The organism is Ruegeria sp. HKCCSP346 (genome assembly GCF_017872595.1).
Taxonomy (GTDB): Bacteria; Pseudomonadota; Alphaproteobacteria; order Rhodobacterales; family Rhodobacteraceae; genus Ruegeria.
The window spans coordinates 1,125,389-1,140,249 of sequence record NZ_JAEDOT010000001.1; the positions used below are offsets into that span (position 1 = coordinate 1,125,389).

Here is a 14,861-nt window from a genome sequence, read left to right on the forward strand (position 1 = left end):
ATAACGCGCCCTGGCAAGTGGGAAGCGCCCGGGAAAACAGCCCCGCAATGTCGCGGAACGCTTCAGCAGTATTCGAAAACCTCCCTTTGAGTTGACGCTTGGGAAACTTCCAGTCAGAGTAAGAAGCAGTGTTTTAAGGCATGTTGATTGACTTATTCGAGAAATATATTGCCATTGGCGCCATTGTTCTGCGCCTCGCTTGCTGGGTGCTCTTATAACGGTTTCGGCACTTCATCTTCAGCCGCCATCGTGACTGGCAATGCAATTGTGCACGAGCTACGCGGTCGTGGGCTGCATGTTGCTACGATGCGCGGCACGGCAATCTTCAGCTTGGGCATCTATCACGAGGTTCTGGTTTTTGCCGGAAATTGCGAAGAAGGCCCGGCAAGGCTGACAGACCGTCAGGCACTGATCAAAAACCAAACTCTTGCAGCATCCGTGACAGACACGACAGGGCTGGAGATCGCCCTTGGCCGCAGATGGAGCGGCCTGACCCTTGGCCGCCATCAGGCCGCTGTTCTGGTGGATGTGCCACAGGGCGCCGAAATCTCCCGCAGCCTGCATCTGGATCTGACTGACCTGTCGGCAACCAGCGTTGATCAACAGGATGACACTCTGTGCACGAAGGAGACGGGGACGTGAAAAAATTATTTATTTTGTTTGGGTTAAGCAGTGTTTGGGGATGTGGCGATACGCTTTATGTCGCGCATGATACAGTTGTCGGTATCAATGCCACCGTCAGCGCCAATCGGCAGCAAGGCCAGGTTGTGATCGGTTATGACAGAGATTTCGCTGCCGTGGTTCCCGTGATTGAACCAGGCAAGGTCGGTCCCGACGGCACATCGCGCACAGATCGCGAGGCTATGGCCGTATTCGGCTGCACACGGATGGAAACCAAGAGCATTTTCTTGACCCGATACTCAGACGTCATTTCCACCGGAGACGCCGCAAACAAACTTGCAAAGACGCTTGGAACAAAAAACCGAACCGATGGTGCCGCGAGACTGGTCACCTGCGGTGAAGACAAAGAGGGAAAAGACAAGGACACCGGCAATGAACAGGGCAATGACAACCAATCGACCGGAGGAAATGGCAATGGCTGACAACCCAAGACTTTCTTGGATCATCCTCCTGGCAATCGGGGGCTTTGGCCTTGTCGGCTGCACCTCGATTCAGGATCGCAGTTTGGTCTATGGGGAACGCAGCGGCGTGAACATCGCCTTGCGCTCTGATCCCGCCAAGGCGCTGCCCGTCGAGGTCAATGCAGGTGTACAGCGCCGCGTGACAACGCTGGTTCCGCCCATATCGCGCGATCAAAACAAACGACCCAATGATGAGGCGGTCAGTTTGGTTTCGACATTTGACCTGACCTATGACAATGCCGACGCTTCCAAAGGTCTTTTCGGAGGTCGGACGCGAATTGCATCGATCTTTACGACAGGTTCAGCCGCGACCAAACTGGCGACGGCCATTGAACAGGGCAATGGGACGTCAGAGGGTATCGCCAATGCCGCAGAAGCGAACCGCGCATTCGTACTTGGGCACGATTGAGTCAGTCCGCCTGTGTCATCAAAGCCCTGATTCTGGTGCGTAGCTTACCCGCGCCCCTTCAGATGCTTGGCCAATGCGCCCGCGTTTTTCTTGCGCCGACCCTTGTAGGGGTTCTTGTCCCCCTGCCCGCGCAGCGTCAGGCGGATCGGTGTTCCGGGCATGTCGAAATCCTGCCGTAAACCGTTCACCAAGTAACGGGTATAGCTTTCAGGCATTTTGTCGGGATGCGAACACATCACCACAAACCCCGGAGGTCGGGTCTTGGCCTGCGTCATGTAGCGCAGTTTGATCCGGCGTCCCTGTGGGGCTGGCGGCGGGTGTTGTTCCAGCATGGCCGTCAGCCAGCGGTTCAGAGCGGCAGTCGGCACCCGGCGGTTCCAGACGTCATGGGCGCGCAGGATCGCGTCGCGCAAACGCTCCAAACCCCGGCCCGTCTTGGCGGAAACCGTGATCAGCGGCGCGCCGCGAAGTTGCGGCAGCAGCCGGTCAAACGACTCTTTCAACTCGCGCAGCTTTTCCTGCTTGTTGTCTTCGATGTCCCACTTGTTGACGGCGACGACAACGGCCCTGCCTTCACGCTCGGCCAAATCGGCAATCCGCAGATCTTGCTGTTCAAACGGGATCGCGGCGTCCAGCAACACAACGACGACCTCGGCAAATTTTACCGCGCGCAGGCCGTCGGACACGGAAAGCTTTTCCAGCTTTTCCTGTACTTTTGCTTTCTTGCGCATCCCTGCGGTGTCAAAGATCCGCATCGGCGTGCTTTGGCCGTCCGGGTCAGCCCAGTCGATTCGCAAGCTGATTGCGTCACGCGTGATCCCGGCCTCTGGCCCGGTCAACAGACGGTCTTCGCCGATGATCTTGTTGATCAAGGTGGATTTGCCCGCATTTGGACGCCCCACCACCGCAACCTGCAAGGGCTTGGCTGCGGTGATCAGCGGCGTCTCGCCCTCACCGTCTTCGTCCAGTTCAATGTCCGTTTGCGGGGCTTCCTCGACCTGTTTTTCCTCTGCCGCATCCGCCAGAGGCATCAGCTGCGCATAAAGGTCCGTCATCCCTTCACCATGTTCGCCCGACAAGCGGACCGGTTCACCCAGACCAAGGTTGTAAGCTTCCAGAACACCCGCATCCGCAGCATTGCCTTCGGCCTTGTTGGCCGCAAGGATCACGTGCTTGGACCGTTTGCGCAGGATCTCTGCGAACATTTCATCCGTTGGTGTCACACCCACGCGCGCGTCGATCATGAACAGGCAGACATCAGCCATGTCCACGGCACGTTCCGTCAGACGGCGCATCCGCCCCTGAAGGCTGTCATCCGTCGCGTCCTCAAGACCCGCCGTATCAATCACGGTAAAGCGCAGATCGCCCAGACGCCCTTCGCCTTCGCGCAGGTCGCGCGTCACGCCGGGCTGGTCGTCGACCAGGGCCAGACGTTTGCCCACAAGGCGGTTGAACAGGGTGGATTTGCCCACATTCGGGCGCCCCACGATGGCGAGGGTCAGCGACATGATACTCAACTTTCAAGACTCAAGAAGCGCCCTTTAGCGCATCTTGCCGTCAACGGAAAGCGTGTAGATCTCCCTTGGAGGAAACGACATACAGCGTTTGCCCGGCAACAACCGGAGCCGTAGTTGCACCTCCGGGAACTTCGACCTGGTGAACCAGTGCCCCGTTAACCGGATTGAAGAAGCGCAGATACCCGTCATTGGACGCAATCACAATACGGCCTCCGGCCAGGATCGGACCGTAATGTGCAAAGATCGGACCGCGGCGGCCTCGCTTGTCCTTGACAAAGCTTGGCAGATCCTGCGCCCAGATGACCGAGCCATCGGCCGCATTCAAGCGCACCAGCTGACTGCGGTCACTGATCAGGAAGATGCTGTTGCCTGCAGGCCAGACAGTATCAACCGCACCTTCATCGGCGGTCCAGCGGCGTTCACCGGTGGCGGCGTCAAAGGCAACGGTCCGGCCAGAATGGTTGCCGATATAGATTGTGTTTCCGACAACCATCGGACTGCCGGTCACGTCAACGATCTGCGCGGCGGCCCGTCCCCGCCGCCCGCCTGCGACCGACGCATTCCAGCGACGGATGCCCCCACGGCGGAAGGTGGCCGCAACATCGCCGGACCCGAATGCAAACACTGCCAGGTCCGAGGCAATCACCGGTGCCGGTGCGCCCAGAACGTTACCGACGCTGGGCGTGCCTTCGATTTGCCAGGCGATACGCCCGTCCTTGGTGTTGATGGTCCACCCGGTTTCGTCCCCCGCGACAAGGTACAACAACCCGTCATTGACCATCGGAGAGCCGCTTCCGGTTGCGTCCAATCGCTTCTGCCACCGCACGGCGCCCGTTTTTGCATCCAATGCGGTCAGTCGCCCGAACCCGGACGACACGTAGAGAACGCCGTTCGAATAGGCCAGGCCGCCACCGGTGGCGTCTGCATCACCGTCACTTGGCGGAACCAGATCGGTATCCCAGGCCAACTGGCCCTGCGGCGTGACCGCTGACACCGTCGCCCCCGCATCCAGTGTATAAATCAACCCGCCCGCAACCACCGGTTCGGCGGTGATACGTTGCTTGCGCGAGTCGCCCTGCCCGATCGACACAGACCAGACCCGCTGTGGCGAGCCACGCAGTGCCGCGTTCGTGGTTCGGAAAGCAGCCGTCCCCGGGCTTTGCGGCCAGCTGGCATTCGCTTTTTGAGCTGGCAGGCTGATGGGCTGAGAGCCGCTCTTTTCCACTGTTTCCAGATCAGACGCCGGACGGATGTCTTCACGTTCTCCGGGCAAGATCGCTTCAGGGGGTTCACAGGCGGTCAATGCGGTCAAAGCCAGTGCCGCAACCGGCAATCCCGCGCGGGAAATTAGTCTTGTTACCATGATGTTCCGAACTCGCCTGTCATTAAGTCTTTTGTCCCGCCTGGTCAGCCCTGCTGTGCCACCAATGGCTCGGGTTCGCCGCCCAATGCAACTATCAGTTGGGCCGCACGTTGTTGCAGATCAATACCGACCTCGGCGTCCTGACGCAGCGCCTGCAAGCGGTCCAGTGCCGCATCGACATTGCCTTCGGACACGTCGATCAGGGCCAGTTGCTCCTCGGCCAGCAGTCGAAGGGGCGCACCCGGCGCCGCCAGCGCTTCGAACTGCTGTCGACGGTCAGCGGCGGGCAAGGTCTCGCTTTGCAACAACAGCGCCTTGAAGCTTGCGATCGCACGATAGATCTCGGGCAAATCCCCCTGCACGGCAACCGCGTTCAGACTGTTGACCGCCTCTTCGCGCGATCCCGCTTCAAGCTGGGACGCAGACAGCAGCATGTTCAGAACAGCATTCCCGCCCGGCGACTGCGCCTCGGTTTCCCGCAAACCGGCCGCCCGTGCATCAGAATCGTTTTCCGACAGAGCCGCCAGAATCGAGTCACCCAGATCCTGCGCCTGCGCCGTATCGCGGGATTTGCGGTATTCATTGAACGCCGCCCCGCCGACAATCAGCGCGACCGCCGCCACACCAACCCAACCCCAGCGGCGCAGCAGCAGATACATCCGATCACGGCGTACCTCTTCCGTGACCTCATCAATGAAACTGTCGGTGTCGCTCATTCCTGCCCCCTGGGCTGTGTGTCTTGCATAAGTGCGCCATGTCATACCCCGGCACCAACGCCAAGCCAAGGGTCCGATTTTGCGCATTTTCACCGCTTGGCTTCTCACTTGCGAAAAAAACTAAACCGAACTATTCAGTTTAGTGTAGAAATTACACAGCCGACGCCCCATTTCATACCAAGACGGCCCCGCTTTTGTTGGCACCGAATTCTAGGAGAAACACTGAATGCGTTTGATTTCTTTCATCAACGCCCTTCTGGTTATAGTTGCGTTGTATTTTCTTGTTTTTGAGCGCGACTCTTTGTTTGCTTTCGCCGGACGTGGCGAAGCAGAAGAAGCGGTACAGACCGAAGCCGTCGAATCCGACGAGACCGATATTGATGCCGTTGGCGTGGTCGCCCTGCGTTCGCAGGCGCGCGAAATTGACAGTGCGGTTCTGCTGCGAGGACAAACCAAGGCGAACCGGCAGGTCGAGGTTTTGTCTGAAACCACATCCACGGTGATCTCGGAACCCATGCGCAAAGGTGCCTTTGTCGAGGCCGGGGATGTTCTGTGTGAACTCGACCCCGGCACGCGTCCGGCGCAACTGGCCGAGGCGCTGGCCGGAAAACTCGAAGCCGAAAGCCGCATTCCCGAGGCTGAAGCCCGCTTGCAAGAGGCGCATGCCCGTGTGGCCGAGGCCGAAATCAATCTGACGGCTTCGCGCAAACTGGCGGAAACCGGGTTTGCTTCGGAAACCCGCCGAATTTCCAGCGAGGCTGCGATGAGCGCCGCCAAAGCAGGTGTAAAGTCCGCCGAAGCCGAGCTGGAGGCGACCCGGGCCGGAATCGAAGCAGCCGCAGCCGCAGTTGAAGCCGCGCAGCGAGAGGTCGGACGCCTGACCATCAAAGCCCCGTTCAAGGGCCTGCTGGAAAGCGACACCGCAGAATTGGGCAGCCTGATGCAGCCCGGATCGCTGTGCGCAACCGTGATTCAGCTTGATCCGATCAAACTGGTCGGGTTCGTGCCGGAAACCGAAGTCAACCGTGTTCAGGTGGGGTCCGAGGCATCGGCAACGCTGGTCACCGGTCGGCAGCTTGGCGGCCGCGTCACGTTCCTCAGCCGGTCGGCTGATGAAACAACGCGCACGTTCGAAGTTGAAATCACGGTTCCGAACCCGGATCTGACCATTCGCGACGGTCAGACCGCGACCATCAGCATCGCAGCCGAAGGCACAAAGGCACATCTGCTGCCGCAATCCGCCCTGACCCTAAGCAACGAGGGTCAATTGGGTGTCCGTACTGTCGGCACCGGCAATGTGGTGGATTTCCTGCCTGTCCGCATTCTGCGTGACACGGCAGAGGGTGTCTGGGTCGACGGTCTCCCCGAAACAGCCGACATAATCATTGTCGGACAAGAGTTCGTGACACGCGGTGTGACCGTAGCGCCGACTTATCGGGAAGCGTCACAATGACCGGTGTTGTCGCATGGGCCGCTGATCGAGCCCGCATGGTGTTGGCATTTATCGCGATTTCGCTGGTTATCGGCGGATTTGCCTATGTCTCGCTTCCGAAAGAAGGCGAGCCGGATATCGAAATCCCTGCCCTGTTTGTATCCGTGCAGTTTCCCGGGATTTCCGCAGAGGATTCCGAAAACCTGCTCATCAAGCCGATGGAGACCGAACTGGCGGATCTCGACGGGCTCAAGGAAATGACATCGACCGCTGCCGAAAACTATGCGGGGGTCGCGCTGGAATTTGACTTCGGCTGGGACAAGACCGCGATCATGGCCGATGTGCGTGACGCGATGAACACAGCTCAGGCGGACTTTCCCGAAGGCGCAGAACAATATTCCCTGACCGAGATCAACTTTTCCGAATTCCCGATCGTCATCGTGAACCTGACCGGTCCCGTTCCCGAACGCACGATGGCCCGTGTCGCCAAGGATCTACAGGACGATCTTGAGGCTCTGGATTCCGTTCTCGAAGCCGGTATCGCAGGCAATCGCGACGAGATGCTCGAGGTCGTGATCGACCCGCTGCGGCTTGAAGCCTACAACGTGACGGCGGACGAGCTGATCAACGTGGTACGGAACAACAACCAGTTGATTGCAGCCGGTGAAGTTGAAACCGCGCAGGGCACCTTCTCGGTCAAGATACCGTCGTCGTTCAAAACCGCACAGGATGTTTACGGCCTGCCTATCAAGGTCAACGGTGATCGGGTCGTCACCTTGGGGGAACTGGCACAGATCAACTACACTTTCGAAGACCGCGAAGGGACGGCCCGTTTCAACGGTGAACCGACCGTCGCGTTGCAGGTTGTCAAGCGCAAGGGCTATAACCTGATCGACACCGTCGCGCAGGTGAAGGAAACCATTGCGCATGCAAAGACCAAGTGGCCGCCCGAGCTTCAGGCGGCGGTTGATCTGGGTACATCGAACGACCAGAGCCGCATCGTCGGCTCGATGGTCAGCCAGCTTGAAGGCTCGGTATTGACCGCGATTGCGCTGGTGATGATCGTGGTTCTTGCCTCGTTGGGTACGCGGGCCGCCCTGCTGGTCGGTTTTGCGATCCCGACCTCGTTCCTGCTGTGTTTTGCGTTTCTGGCGGTCATGGGTGTCAGCATCTCGAACATCGTGATGTTCGGCCTCATCCTGGCGGTGGGGATGCTGGTGGATGGCGCCATCGTCGTGGTGGAATACGCCGACAAACGCATCAAGGAAGGCGTGGGCCCGATGCACGCCTATGTCGAGGCCGCCCAGCGCATGTTCTGGCCCATCGTGTCCTCGACCGCAACGACACTCTGCGCGTTCCTGCCCATGCTGTTCTGGCCCGGTATTCCCGGCGAGTTCATGGGAATGCTGCCGGTCACGCTGATCTTCGTTCTGTCGGCGTCGCTGATAGTTGCGCTGATCTATCTGCCGGTCATGGGCGGTGTGTCCGGCCGCCTGAGCCGCCTCTTCGATCGGTCTTCGACCTGGTTGCGGGCGCGCACGCCATGGTGGGTCCGGGTGCTGATGGTGCCGCCGTCGCTGTACATGATCTTTCTGGGTGCGATGCAGGTTCTGAACCCCAACTACCTGCTGCCCGGTGGCTCGATCGCCGGGGCGCTGCTGTTCCTGTTCGGGGCGTTTGCCGGGTCCGTAACGCTGAGCGCGGCCAAAATGGTACGCGCCGAAGAGGACCACGTTCATACAGCGGACGAACACACGTTTTTTGGCCACGTCGTTCGGTTCCTTGTCGGCAATCCGATCATGCCGATCGTTTCCCTGCTGACGGTTTTCACGGCGGTGTATTTCGTGGCCTTCGTCTGGTTTCCTCAGGAATCCCGCGGGGTTGAATTCTTCGTGGAAAGCGAACCTGAACAGGCCACCGCATATGTGCGTGCCCGCGGGAACCTTTCCCTGGCGGAAAAAGACGCGATGGTTCTTGCCGCCGAAGAAATCATTGGAACTCACCCTGCGGTCATCAACGTCTTTGCCTTTGCGGGCGAAGGTGGCCTGAACCAGAACAACGGTGGCGCTCAAGCGCCGGCCGATACAGTGGGCCGGGTTCAGTTCGAGATCATCCCCTGGGAAGACCGCCCCAACGTTTCGGAATCGGCCCTGTGGGGCCTGTTCGAACGGCACTTCGTGGCGCCCGAATATGATGGCGACTTCGTGATTGATGAGCTGAATGCCCAACTTGCAACGATCCCCGGCATCATCGTCGAGATTTTGCCGTTGGAGCAAGGCCCTGCTTCGGCCAAGCCTGTGCATCTGCGCATCAAGGGTGACGGGTGGGAAGACCTGACCTCGGCAGCGATCACCGCCCGCGAGGTTTTCGACACCACGCCGGGCCTGATCAAGACCGAAGATACCCTGCCCCTGCCCGGCATCGACTGGCAGATTGACGTGGATGTCGCCAAGGCCGGTCGGTTCGGAGCCGACGTGGCAACCGTCGGCGCCATGGTCCAGTTGGTCACGCGCGGTATATTGCTGGGCGAGATGCGCCCGGACAGCAATGACGAAGAGATCGAAATTCGCGTTCGCCTGCCCGAAGAAGACCGCGTTTTGTCGACACTGGATACACTCAAGGTCCGTACCCCGGACGGTTTGGTGCCCTTGTCGAACTTCGTAACGCGCAAACCCGTGGCCAAGCTGGCCGAGATCAACCGCGTCGACCAGCAGCGATACTACGACGTCAAAGCGGATGTCGAACCGGGGCTGAGCAAGGTTGTGACCGAAGGCCCCGATGGAAAACAGGTGCGGCTGGCCGTCATGCGTGAAGTGACGGAAGGCTACACACCGACCGACACCGTTCTGAATGGTACGGGTGGAAAGTCGTATGAACTGGTTCAACTGACCGGCGCAGAAAGTGTCGACCAGCTGCGCAGCGCAATCGAAGACGGGGATGCTCAGTTTGCGCTGATTAACCCGAACGAGCGTATTGCGGTGCTGACGGAATGGCTGGAAACCGGCCCGTTCGCCAACGCGATCAGCTGGGAATGGACTGGTGATCAGGAAGAGCAGGAAGAATCCGGCGCCTTCCTGGTGAACGCGTTCATGGGCGCCCTGGGGCTTATGTTCGTGATCCTGCTGGCGCAGTTCAACTCGTTCTACAATTCAGTTCTCGTGCTGCTGGCGGTGGTTCTGTCCACCACCGGGGTTCTGATCGGCATGATCGTGATGGAACAGCCCTTCTCGATCATCATGACCGGGACCGGCATCGTGGCCCTGGCCGGTATCGTGGTGAACAACAATATCGTTCTGATCGACACCTATCAGGAATACAGCAGCTATATGCCGAGAATCGAGGCGATCATCCGCACCGCGGAATCCCGTATCCGCCCGGTTCTGCTGACCACGCTGACAACGATGGCCGGTCTGACGCCGATGATGTTCGGCCTGTCGCTGGACTTCATCAATGGCGGCTATTCCATCGACAGCCCCACCGCACTGTGGTGGAAACAGCTGGCCACAGCGGTGGTCTTTGGCCTGGGCATTGCAACTGTTCTGACGCTGATCGTCACCCCATCGCTTCTGGCCTTGCGGGTCTGGGTGACAACCTATGCGATCTGGCTCAGCCGAGTTCTGGCCCGTGTAACGGCAGGCCGGTCCAGCCAGATCGCGCAGGACATGGCGATAGGGCGCTCTGCCCGGCAGATGCAGGCCACTGAAATTGTGTGGGAGGACGACTCGCGTTTTGAAGGATCAGAACAGGACAGTCGATCAGATCAGTCTGGTCGCCCCTCTGGCCCGCCGCTGAAAGCTGCTGAATAAACGAAAAGGACCGGAACTCCCGGTCCTTATTCATTTGGCCATCATCACAACCGGGACCACGTCTGATGCGCGCAAATCGCATGTTCGCATCCTTTGACCAGCAGCTTGTCCCCCTGCAACGTCATCTGTGGCACCGCATCCACGTTGATCAACGGGACCCAGAATTCGCCGCCGCCGTATTTTCCTCCGCCTTCACCGGCCACGTCCCAGAACAGTTTCTTACCGATATTCGGTGTTTGGACTTCCTTGCCTGAAGAGTCATAGGCCGAAAGGATCCGACCGCAGAACTTATCCCCACACGCCGTGATTTTGATGTGCGAAATCAGGTTCTTGCGATCAGGTTCAGTCTTCCAGACACCCACGATGGGATCGGCCGCCACAATGACCGGCAGACTAATCGCGATCGCAATAGACGATAGTCGTGACTTCAATCGCTTCATCATGACAGGCACCCTTCTGGTTTTTTTTTGTATTCTACCCTGTTTCGCTCCATGTTTGGATCTTCAGGCCGCTTCCCCGTCCGATTGCTGCCGGTTCCACAATTGGGCATACCGCCCCGACCGCGCCAGCAACTCGTCATGCGTGCCCTGTTCGATGACCTCGCCTGCTTCCAGAACCACGATCCGATCAGCTTCGGCAATGGTGCTGAGGCGATGGGCAATGGTGATAACCGTACGACCCTCTCCTGCGCGCGCCAGCGCATCCTTGATGTCCTGCTCGGTATCTGTGTCCAGGGCCGAGGTCGCCTCGTCCAGCAACAGGATCGGCGGGTTCTTGAGCAAAGTCCGCGCGATGCCGACTCTTTGTTTTTCACCACCTGACAGTTTGAGCCCCCGTTCACCGACCATAGTGTCATAGCCTTCGGGCAGCGAGGTGATGAAATCGTGAATTTGCGCAGCTCGGGCTGCGGCCTCGACCTCCTCCGGGGTGGCGTCGTCACGGCCATAGGCAATGTTGTACCGGATGCTGTCGTTGAACAATACCGTGTCCTGCGGCACAACGCCGATGGCCGCGTGCAAGCTGGACTGCGTCACATCCCGCACATCCTGTCCATCGATCTTCAAGGATCCTTTGGTCACATCGTAGAACCGGAACAGCAGCCGCCCGATGGTTGATTTGCCAGACCCGGTTGCCCCCACGATGGCCACGGTCTGCCCGGCAGGAACGGTCAACGAAACACCTTTGAGGATCTCCCTTTCAGGGTCATAGCCGAAATGCACATCGTCCAGCGTGACTTCGCCGCCATTCACCTTGAGGTTGGGCGCACAGGGTTTGTCGGTGACTTCGGCGGGCTGTTCAAGCAGATCGAACATCTGGCCCATATCGACCAACGATTGCCGGATTTCCCGGTAGACCGTCCCCAGAAAGTTCAGCGGTACGGTGATCTGAATCATGTAAGCGTTGACCATGACGAAATCGCCCACTGTAAGGTTTCCGCTCTGAACCCCGATGGCAGCCAGAACCATCACACCGATCAAACCACAAGTGATCAGGAATGACTGGCCAAAATTCAGAAATGCCAGCGAATATGCCGTTTTCAGCGCCGCCCCGGCATAGGCTTTCATCGACACATCATATCGCTCAGCTTCGCGCGCTTCGGCATTGAAATACTTGACAGTTTCAAAATTCAGCAGGCTGTCGATGGCGCGCTGATTGGCTTCGGTGTCCTGATCGTTCATCTCGCGCCGAAGCTTCACCCGCCATTCGGTCACGGCAAATGTGAACCAGATATACAGACCGATTGTGACGGCGACGACCACCAGATACCAGACATCGAACAGCCACATCAGGATGATCGCCACCAGCAGCAGTTCCAGGATCAGCGGCCCGATCGAGAACAGCAGAAAGCGCAACAGGAACTCGACGCCCTTGACACCCCGTTCGATGATGCGGCTCAGCCCTCCGGTACGGCGGGACACGTGGTAACGCATCGAGAGGTTGTGAATGTGCCGAAAGGTCTCAAGCGCCAACGCCCGCAGAGCCCTTTGCCCTACGGGCGCAAAGGCCGCATCCCTCAGTTGTTGGAATCCCACGGTCAGCATCCGCGCCACGCCATAGGCGACCGTCAGCCCGACCGCGCCCAGCGCCACCGGCGGCACGCCCTCACCTGCCAGCGCGTCAACGGCACCTTTGTAAAGGATTGGCGTATAGACCGCGATCAGCTTGGCCAGAACCAGCATGACCATGGCAATCACCACGCGGCGCTTTACCCATGGTTCATCCTGTGGCCAAAGATAGGGTGCCACTTCGCGGATCGTGCGCCAGCCCGAGCTTCGCTCGTCACGCGGCACCGTATCGTCCGGGGTCGTAGTAGGTGTTCGTCTCATCACGTACCTTAACTGCGGTCAGAGATTGACCCCGGCCCGCTTGGGCCAGAGGCGATGCTTATTCAGGTATGGTGAAGACCTGCCCCGGATAGATCAGATCCGGATCGCGGATCAGGTCGCGATTGGCCTCGAACAGCCGTACATACAGGACCCCGTCGCCAAACCGGTCGCGCGAGATGGCCCACAGCGTGTCGCCCCGTTGAACCGTAACCGAACGGATGGCAGCTGCTTCGCCCTGCGCGTTGGCCTGAGTGGCCGCGACGGCGGCATCCAGTACTTCAACCGGCTCTCGCTTGAACGGGGTTTCGACCCGGCTGAGCACCGTCCCGTCCGTATTCACCGCGTCCACGCGCAGCGTGTAGACACCCGGATCAATCCCCTCCAGATCGCTGCGCCAGGATCCATCCTCTTTCGGGTCGAGATCGGCGATCAGGCGATTGTTCAGGTACAGTCGAACGGCTGCACCGTCCTGCACACGCCCCGTCAGCTGGACATTGCCGGTATCAGAGTACCCGATGGTATCCAGTGCGATCTGATCAGGGGGCGTATCCCGCACCACAGGCGGCTGCACCAGTTCAACCCCTTCTTCGCCGGACCGCAGCACCGCAATCTGCTGATCCGGTTCGGGTGTCTGCGGCGGCGAGTCGGCGGTTTGCGTTTCCTCGGCCTCCGGCACGGTGGTTTCGGTTCCGGTCACATCAGTTTCTGGCGCTGGAACTTCGGTCGCCGTTTCGGGCTCAACGTCTGCATCGGCTGTCGCGATCGTGGCGTCTTCGGCGTCGGCCGTCGTGTCCGGATCGGATGCTGGCGATTCTTCAGTTACAGGCGCTTCTTCGACCGGCTTTGGCAATGCCGCAATCAGATAGTCGTCGGACTGTGTGATCCGTTCGCCATCCTTGCTTTGCAGGACCAACCCCTGAGCCGCGTCGCTGAACGGGATCGAAACAAATTCGGCAAACTGGCCGCTGCCGTCCACGGTAAAGCTGTGCAGGGTTTCGCCGTTCAGCAGCACCTCGATCCGGCTGCCGGGCTCGGCATCGCCGGACAACAGCGCCGTGCCATCTGGCTCAACAAAAATCTGATCCAGGGCCGGAGGGGCCGCTGGCTGGGGCGCGATATCTTTCGTCTTGGCAACGGCGGTGTCCGCGTCAGAGGCGTCAGCCGTTTCACTAGTGTCCTCGGCAGGCTCGGTCGTGGGCCCTTCATCCGCGGGAGCCGCCTGTTCAGCCACTTCCGGTTCCGAGACCTGCGCATCCTGCCCTACAGGTTCCGGGGCTACGGCAGAGGCGGTTTCCTGCGGGGCGCTCGGCTCGGGCGTTTTGGTGAAGACGCCAGACAGATACAATCCACCCGCGCCCAATATCGCAACAAGACCCGCAATCACCCCCCAGATGAAATTGCCCGAGCTTCCGTTTCCCGATTTGGCGTCCATTATTTTCCTTTCACTCCGCCGGGTAAAAGCTGTGCGTTGAAAAGCTTTCCGACGGACAGTTGAGCCAATCTATCAATCCCGCTATCACGGGTCAAAACCCCTGACACAACCCCGGAGCCCCCCTTTGATGTCTCAGAAATCAGTCTGTGTGTACTGCGGGTCACGCAATGGAGCCGAGAAGGCTTATTCTGAAACTGCACGGCAGTTTGGCAGCCTGCTGGCGCAGGAAGGCTGGCGGCTGGTCTACGGAGCCGGAGATGTCGGTTTGATGGGTGAAGTGGCCCGCGCCGCGCAGAATGCCGGTGGTGAAACCTTCGGCGTCATTCCGGTGCATCTGGTCAAGCGCGAGGTCGGAAAAACGGATCTGACCCACTTCGTGATCACCGAGACAATGCACGAGCGCAAGAAAGTCATGATCATGAACGCCGACGCCGTCGTGGTCCTGCCGGGCGGTCCGGGGTCGCTGGACGAGCTGTTCGAAGCGCTGACATGGCGCCAGCTTGGCCTGCATGACAAGCCAATCGTCGTGGTCAATGTGAACGGCTATTGGGACGCGTTGCACACATTGTTGGATCAGGTGATCGGGCAAGGCTTTGCCGACACGTTTTTGGCGGATTTCATCACCTGGGTCGAAGACGCCGATACAGCCATGATCGCCCTGCGGGACAAGCTGACCTGAGGATGGGAAACCGTGCGGGCGGTTGAACCGCCCGCCGT

At 59.4% G+C, this 14,861-nt stretch carries 12 protein-coding genes; 6 read left to right on the top strand and 6 right to left on the bottom strand.

Annotated elements, in window-relative coordinates; translation table 11 throughout:
• Positions 1 to 249: 249 nt before the first annotated feature.
• Genes I9185_RS05650 through I9185_RS05660 form a run of 3 tightly spaced genes read left to right on the top strand, consistent with a single transcriptional unit; the run spans position 250 to position 1,551 of the window.
• Entirely contained in the window at positions 250 to 642 is a 393-nt protein-coding gene (locus tag I9185_RS05650; protein ID WP_210092529.1) for a hypothetical protein, read from the top strand.
• The gene (locus tag I9185_RS05655) at positions 639 to 1,103 is read left to right on the top strand and encodes a hypothetical protein (RefSeq protein ID WP_210092530.1); all 465 of its coding nucleotides are present in this window, start codon (positions 639 to 641) and stop codon (positions 1,101 to 1,103) included. The genes I9185_RS05650 and I9185_RS05655 overlap by 4 nt, the downstream gene beginning before the upstream one ends.
• Positions 1,096 to 1,551, top strand: a complete 456-nt coding sequence (locus I9185_RS05660) for a hypothetical protein (RefSeq protein ID WP_210092531.1) — start codon at positions 1,096 to 1,098, stop codon at positions 1,549 to 1,551. Before I9185_RS05655 ends, I9185_RS05660 begins: the two co-directional genes overlap by 8 nt.
• A 44-nt stretch (positions 1,552 to 1,595) precedes the next feature.
• Here I9185_RS05660 and der read toward each other — a convergent pair whose 3' ends face one another.
• From der to I9185_RS05675, 3 genes are read right to left on the bottom strand one after another with little or no spacing between them, the layout of a single operon-like run.
• Positions 1,596 to 3,059, bottom strand: coding sequence for a ribosome biogenesis GTPase Der (der, locus tag I9185_RS05665; protein ID WP_171631375.1), 1,464 nt, complete (start codon positions 3,057 to 3,059; stop codon positions 1,596 to 1,598).
• A gap of 49 nt (positions 3,060 to 3,108) precedes the next feature.
• Positions 3,109 to 4,431, bottom strand: coding sequence for a PQQ-like beta-propeller repeat protein (locus I9185_RS05670; protein WP_171723020.1), 1,323 nt, complete (start codon positions 4,429 to 4,431; stop codon positions 3,109 to 3,111).
• A 44-nt stretch (positions 4,432 to 4,475) separates the two neighbouring features.
• A complete protein-coding gene (locus I9185_RS05675; protein ID WP_210092532.1) occupies positions 4,476 to 5,147 on the bottom strand; it encodes a hypothetical protein in 672 nt (223 codons plus the stop codon).
• Between the two features lie 226 nt (positions 5,148 to 5,373).
• On the opposite strand from I9185_RS05675, the gene I9185_RS05680 reads away from it, so the two are divergent.
• Positions 5,374 to 6,600 (top strand): efflux RND transporter periplasmic adaptor subunit, encoded by a 1,227-nt coding sequence (locus tag I9185_RS05680; protein WP_210092533.1) that lies wholly within the window; start codon positions 5,374 to 5,376, stop codon positions 6,598 to 6,600.
• On the top strand, positions 6,597 to 10,385 hold the full coding sequence (locus tag I9185_RS05685; protein ID WP_210092534.1) for an efflux RND transporter permease subunit: 3,789 nt from the start codon (positions 6,597 to 6,599) through the stop codon (positions 10,383 to 10,385). Before I9185_RS05680 ends, I9185_RS05685 begins: the two co-directional genes overlap by 4 nt.
• A gap of 44 nt (positions 10,386 to 10,429) precedes the next feature.
• Here I9185_RS05685 and I9185_RS05690 read toward each other — a convergent pair whose 3' ends face one another.
• The 3 genes from I9185_RS05690 to I9185_RS05700 are packed head-to-tail and all read right to left on the bottom strand — an operon-like array spanning position 10,430 to position 14,144.
• Positions 10,430 to 10,828 carry a DUF2147 domain-containing protein gene (locus I9185_RS05690; RefSeq protein WP_171723017.1) on the bottom strand — a complete coding sequence of 133 codons (399 nt, stop codon included), beginning with the start codon at positions 10,826 to 10,828 and terminating at the stop codon, positions 10,430 to 10,432.
• A gap of 60 nt (positions 10,829 to 10,888) precedes the next feature.
• Positions 10,889 to 12,712 carry an ABC transporter ATP-binding protein/permease gene (locus tag I9185_RS05695; protein ID WP_210092535.1) on the bottom strand — a complete coding sequence of 608 codons (1,824 nt, stop codon included), beginning with the start codon at positions 12,710 to 12,712 and terminating at the stop codon, positions 10,889 to 10,891.
• A 58-nt stretch (positions 12,713 to 12,770) separates the two neighbouring features.
• Positions 12,771 to 14,144 (bottom strand): LysM peptidoglycan-binding domain-containing protein, encoded by a 1,374-nt coding sequence (locus I9185_RS05700; protein WP_210092536.1) that lies wholly within the window; start codon positions 14,142 to 14,144, stop codon positions 12,771 to 12,773.
• Positions 14,145 to 14,271: 127 nt separating this feature from the next.
• Here I9185_RS05700 and I9185_RS05705 point away from each other — a divergent pair, with 127 nt between their 5' ends.
• Positions 14,272 to 14,823, top strand: coding sequence for a TIGR00730 family Rossman fold protein (locus tag I9185_RS05705; protein ID WP_210092537.1), 552 nt, complete (start codon positions 14,272 to 14,274; stop codon positions 14,821 to 14,823).
• The last annotated feature ends 38 nt before the right edge of the window (positions 14,824 to 14,861 follow it).

What these genes read in the sequence shown, in the direction of transcription:
- I9185_RS05660 (WP_210092531.1), top strand. Translation starts at nt 1,096, where the DNA reads ATGGCTGACAACCCAAGACTTTCTTGGATCATCCTCCTGGCAATCGGG.
- der (WP_171631375.1), bottom strand. Translation starts at nt 3,059, where the DNA reads ATGTCGCTGACCCTCGCCATCGTGGGGCGCCCGAATGTGGGCAAATCC.
- I9185_RS05670 (WP_171723020.1), bottom strand. Translation starts at nt 4,431, where the DNA reads ATGGTAACAAGACTAATTTCCCGCGCGGGATTGCCGGTTGCGGCACTG.
- I9185_RS05675 (WP_210092532.1), bottom strand. Translation starts at nt 5,147, where the DNA reads ATGAGCGACACCGACAGTTTCATTGATGAGGTCACGGAAGAGGTACGC.
- I9185_RS05680 (WP_210092533.1), top strand. Translation starts at nt 5,374, where the DNA reads ATGCGTTTGATTTCTTTCATCAACGCCCTTCTGGTTATAGTTGCGTTG.
- I9185_RS05685 (WP_210092534.1), top strand. Translation starts at nt 6,597, where the DNA reads ATGACCGGTGTTGTCGCATGGGCCGCTGATCGAGCCCGCATGGTGTTG.
- I9185_RS05690 (WP_171723017.1), bottom strand. Translation starts at nt 10,828, where the DNA reads ATGATGAAGCGATTGAAGTCACGACTATCGTCTATTGCGATCGCGATT.
- I9185_RS05695 (WP_210092535.1), bottom strand. Translation starts at nt 12,712, where the DNA reads ATGAGACGAACACCTACTACGACCCCGGACGATACGGTGCCGCGTGAC.
- I9185_RS05700 (WP_210092536.1), bottom strand. Translation starts at nt 14,144, where the DNA reads ATGGACGCCAAATCGGGAAACGGAAGCTCGGGCAATTTCATCTGGGGG.
- I9185_RS05705 (WP_210092537.1), top strand. Translation starts at nt 14,272, where the DNA reads ATGTCTCAGAAATCAGTCTGTGTGTACTGCGGGTCACGCAATGGAGCC.